The 4544-nt window shown below is 70.6% G+C and carries 4 protein-coding genes, 1 tRNA gene and 1 other RNA gene; 1 reads left to right on the forward strand and 5 read right to left on the reverse strand.

The genetic code is table 11. The features are described 5' to 3' along the window. On the reverse strand, window positions 1-2241 hold a 2241-nt coding region (locus I0C86_RS39235), incomplete at its 3' end, for a DNA polymerase III subunit gamma and tau (RefSeq protein WP_196206379.1). Between the two features lie 214 nt (window positions 2242-2455). Further along, window positions 2456-2550: signal recognition particle sRNA small type (gene ffs, locus I0C86_RS39240), an RNA gene on the reverse strand. 83 nt (window positions 2551-2633) lie between these two features. Here ffs and I0C86_RS39245 point away from each other — a divergent pair. Next, window positions 2634-2718: transfer RNA gene (locus tag I0C86_RS39245), tRNA-Ser, on the forward strand. Window positions 2719-3213: 495 nt separating this feature from the next. On the opposite strand, the gene I0C86_RS39250 is transcribed toward I0C86_RS39245, so the two are convergent. The 3 genes from I0C86_RS39250 to I0C86_RS39260 form a co-directional block, all read right to left on the reverse strand. Beyond that, a complete protein-coding gene (locus I0C86_RS39250; RefSeq protein ID WP_196206380.1) occupies window positions 3214-3627 on the reverse strand; it encodes a GntR family transcriptional regulator in 414 nt (137 codons plus the stop codon). A 39-nt stretch (window positions 3628-3666) separates the two neighbouring features. Next, window positions 3667-4401, reverse strand: coding sequence for a helix-turn-helix domain-containing protein (locus I0C86_RS39255; protein ID WP_196206381.1), 735 nt, complete (start codon window positions 4399-4401; stop codon window positions 3667-3669). Between the two features lie 11 nt (window positions 4402-4412). Beyond that, window positions 4413-4544, reverse strand: a 132-nt coding sequence (locus tag I0C86_RS39260; protein ID WP_196206382.1) for an integrase core domain-containing protein, incomplete at its 5' end; no start/stop codon positions are given.

A 4544-nucleotide genomic window follows, 5' to 3' on the forward strand; every position in this document is an offset into this window, starting at 1 on the left:
GCCGGACACCCCGCCGGGTCCGCCACCCGCACCACCGTTGCCAGCGCCCGCGCCGCCGCTGCTTACACCCGCGCCGCCGCTGCCCACAGTGCCATTGCCCACAGTGCCGTTGCCGCCCGGTCGCCCACCACCGGCGGCCGGGCCACCGTTGCCGGTCGGGTGCGCCGAGGCTGGTGTGCCGTCCGGCGTACCCGTCGGGTCGGTGCCCGGAGTTCCGCCGGGACCACCCAGCCGGGCCGGCTCCGGCCAGTCTTCGTCGCCTGACGCCGTCGGTGTGGCACCACCCGGCCGGGCTGGTTCAGGCCAATCGTCGTCGTCGCCGCCGGATGGCGCACCACCCGCGCTCGCGCCGCCGTCCGTGCTCTCCCGGCCCGCCGCCATTGCCTGGGAGGCGGCGCCGGACGCAGCCGAACCGGCAGCACCGCCGGCCCGGGTCGGTGCGCCGTTCGTCGACGCCCGGGACGACGCGGGCGGAGCCGCGGCGGGTCCACGGTTGTCGCCGGTCACCTCGCAGCGGATCTGCCAGCGCCCGCCGAGCTCCTCGTAGAGGGCGTCGGTGAGCACACTGGCGGAGTTGGACAACATCTGCGCGAGCACCGGTGACTTCACCGTCAGCACCAGGGTGGTGCCGTCGAGGTCCCGCACCACCGCGTCCCGCATCAGAGCGGCGATCCGCTTGTTGGTCCGGTTGACCATGCCGACCACGTCACCCCAGACCCGGCGTACCGCGGCGGCGTCCAACTCGCCCGCCGGTGCCGTACCGGCCGGCATCGGGTCCGGCGTGACCGGATCGGGCATCACCGCCTCCGGGGACACCGGCCGCCGAGCCGGCTGGGGCGGGGTGGACGGGTCCACCGTCGCCACGACCGGCGCCGGGCCCGACACGGGTCCAGCAGCCGCGCGTACGTCAATTCCGGCCGACGGAGCCGGCGCGACGCTCGACGGCCCACTCCCCGTACCCGATGAATCGCTGGTGGCGACCGGCGGTGCTGACGGTGGTGGCGGTGGAGCCGGTGCGCGGCCGGGACTGGTCGCCGGGGCCGAGGTCGGGGCGGGAGCGGGAGCCACTGGCTCGCCGGTGAGCGTCAGCCGGCGCTCCATCCGTTCGAGGCGCTGCAACAGGCTGCCGGTGGAGTCCTCCGCGCCGGGCAGCAGCATCCGGGCACAGATCAGCTCCAGCAGCAGCCGAGGGGCGGTCGTACCCCGCATCTCGACCAGCCCGTTGTGCACGATGTCGGCACAGCGGGACAACGTCGCCGGGCCCAGCCGTTCGGCCTGGGCCGCCATCCGTTCGATCTGGTCGGCCGGGCCGTCGATCAGCCCCTTCGCCGCCGCGTCGGGCACCTGCTGGATGACGATCAGGTCCCGCAGCCGTTCCAGCAGGTCGGACGCGAACCGGCGCGGATCGTGCCCGGCCTCGGCGACCCGGTCGACGGTGGCGTACGCGGCGGCGCCGTCACCGGCCGCCAGTGCGTCGCACATCTCGTCGATCAGGGCCGCGTCGGTCACGCCGAGCAGGGCGACCGCGCGGGCGTAGCTGACCCCCTCCGGGCCAGCCCCGGCTATGAGCTGGTCGAGCACCGACAGCGAGTCCCGGGCGCTGCCGCCACCGGCCCGGACGACCAGCGGGAAGACCGCCGGCTCGATCTTGGCCCCCTCCGCCGAGGCGAGCTGCTCCAGGTACGGGCGGAGCACGCCCGGCGGAATCAACCGGAACGGGTAGTGGTGGGTCCGGGACTTGATCGTGCCGAGGACCTTCTCCGGCTCGGTGGTGGCGAAGATGAACTTGACGTACTCCGGCGGTTCCTCGACCAGCTTGAGCAGGGCGTTGAAGCCCTGCGTCGAGACCATGTGCGCCTCGTCGATGACGTAGATCTTGAACCGGCTGCTGGCCGGGGCGAAGAACGCGCGTTCGCGCAGCTCACGGGCGTCGTCCACGCCACCGTGGCTGGCCGCGTCGATCTCGATGACGTCGATCGAACCGGCCCCGTCGGTGGCCAGACTCTTGCAGGAGCCACAGACGCCACAGGGTTCCGGCGTCGGTCCCTGCTCGCAGTTGAGCGACCGGGCCAGGATCCGGGCGCTGGAGGTCTTGCCACAGCCCCGGGGACCGGAGAAGAGGTACGCGTGGTTCAACCGCCCGCTCCGCAGCGCCTGCGACAACGGCTCGGTGACGTGCTCCTGGCCGATCACCTCGGCGAACGTGCGGGGCCGGTACTTGCGGTAGAGCGCCAGTGCCACCCGTCCCGCCTCCTCTCGACCGGGCCATTCTCCACCCGTCGCCTCGCTGCCGCGTGCCAGGTTGTCACGCGCGCCCGACGATTTCCACGTCGATCATGCGAGATTCGGGCGGGCCCGGCCACAGTCCGGAGGAACCGGACCGATCATGGGAGGGGCGGCCGACGACCGACGGTACGCTCGCCGGGTTCAGCCGACTCCGGCTGGTCAGGGGGTAAACAAGGCCCCCCGTGCACCCGCCAGAGCTCGCTTATCCTTGCTGCCTTCCGGCCCTGGGGAGGTTCACGAGATGGGCGTCGCACGGGGGGTGCCGCCAAGTGTACCCGGTACCCCGAGCGATCTTCAGGGGGACGGTCGGGGTGGGCCTTCGCCGGGGAGCCTGTATCCTGTCCGACGGAGGATTCGCCTAGAGGCCTAGGGCGCACGCTTGGAAAGCGTGTTGGGTTTACACCCTCACGAGTTCGAATCTCGTATCCTCCGCTCACCTGAGCAGCACGTACGTCGAGGCCGGTCCCGCACGGGGCCGGCCTCAGTCGTCTCTCAAGTCACTCTGCTCTCATGACCTAGCCGAGCCACGGGGCACCGGAGGTAGCGCCTCGCGTCGGCCGCACGTTCAAACGCCTCCGCCCACCATCGGGCCGGTCCTGGATCATAGGAAGCCAAGCGGCGGAAGGGCGGGAGCATTGAACCCCACACCCGCACCTCTCGATCCGGACAATGCCCGGACAGCCTGCGCCGAAGCCTGTCGTGCCGTCGGCCTTGACCCTGCGGGCGCGCAGCTCGTCCGCCTGGGCGAGAACGCAGTCTTCCGGCTCCACCGGAACCCCGTCGTCGTCCGGGTGGCCCGCTCCGAGGCGCGCTGCCTGACGAGCCCGAGTAACGGGGGCGGCGGTCTCAGTTGTGGTCTCATTCGCTGCCGTACGCGGCTGTCCGGCGCGCCGCGCAGCCCCACGACGGCGCCCCCACAGCCGGGCATCACTCGGGCGACGGCGCCTCGATCCGGTACCTGTGCGCCGGGTATGCCTCATCCAGCCCGTCAGTTCCTCGGACGATCAACAGCGGTACGCCCTCCGGGATCCCCAGGACGCGCCGCTCCTCCGGGGTCGGGTTGCGTGCCCACACCTGCGATCCCGGTTCGGCGACGATGAGCTGCGGCTCGACCGCCTCCCGTACGACGACACCGTATCCACGTACCAACTCGGCCAGGCCCTCATCACGCAACTGTTTCAGGGCAGCGCGGGCGGTCTTGGTCGCCACTCCGTACGTCTGTGACAACGCGCCTTCTGACGGCAGCCGCCGACCGGGCCGAAACTTGCCGTTGTGGATATCCGCGCGCAGCGTGTTGGCTATCTCCTGATAGCCGACAGGTGGCTGGTGCGGGTAGATCACGGGTGCAGGCTAAGTTGCAGCCCACAAAGGGCTAGCTGGCTAGCTAGCTAGCCCCCTCTGCTGCGTCTCCTCGCTTGGCCAGACGTCCCTGCCGATGTCCCATAGGTGCTCGACGTGGGCGGCGTAGCGGTCCCACAGTCCGCCGTCCTGGCGGCGACGTAGGTGCCAGGTGGGCGAGTCGTGACCCATCTGATCTTCGAGGTGGGTACAGACCAGCATGTCGTTGTCGAACCGGAACACGGACAGGGCGATGTGCCTGTCGCTGAATCGGCCCTGTACCCGGGGAGCCAGGTCTCGAAGCTTGCCCAACTGGTCAAGCGTGACCTGGATCCGCGTCGACACGGTGAGCGGCACCCCCTCGATCCGCTCCCGATCGGTCGTGATGGCGCTGTCCGGGTCGCCGACGAGGAACCGTACCCGGGCGCCAGCCTCGGCCCGGCGGCGCAGCGTGTTCTGGAGACCGGGCAGGTCGAGCCACAGGAAGTAAGACGTGTAGCCGGCAAGCACGAGATCATGACCGGCGTGGGCGATGAGGTCTCGCCATAGCGTGCGGGGGATGAAGCTCCTGTGTGGGTACACCGAGACGATCTCGCGGTCGTACCCAGTCTTGACCGTGCTCCGAACGGCCTCCGGCCAGATGTTGTCCACGTCGACCTCCAGTGCGGCGGCGACCGCATGCCGGTGTCGCGGGTGCGGCATCCGCCCGGGGGACACCCACCGAGAGACCGTCTTTGCGTCGACCCCGACGATGCCGGCCAGGTCGGCTTCTGTCATCTTCGCACCGGCTAGTTGTACTGCCCAGGGACGTTGGTCAACCTGGTGATGGGTGGCCGGCCGCCGATGGCGGTGTGGGGTCGGTGGTGATTGTAGTGATGCAGGAAGGCTGGTAGGGCCTTCCTGCGGGTGCTCTCGGAGGT

The sequence above is a fragment of the Plantactinospora alkalitolerans genome (assembly GCF_015690345.1).
Classification (GTDB): Bacteria; Actinomycetota; Actinomycetes; order Mycobacteriales; family Micromonosporaceae; genus Plantactinospora; species Plantactinospora alkalitolerans.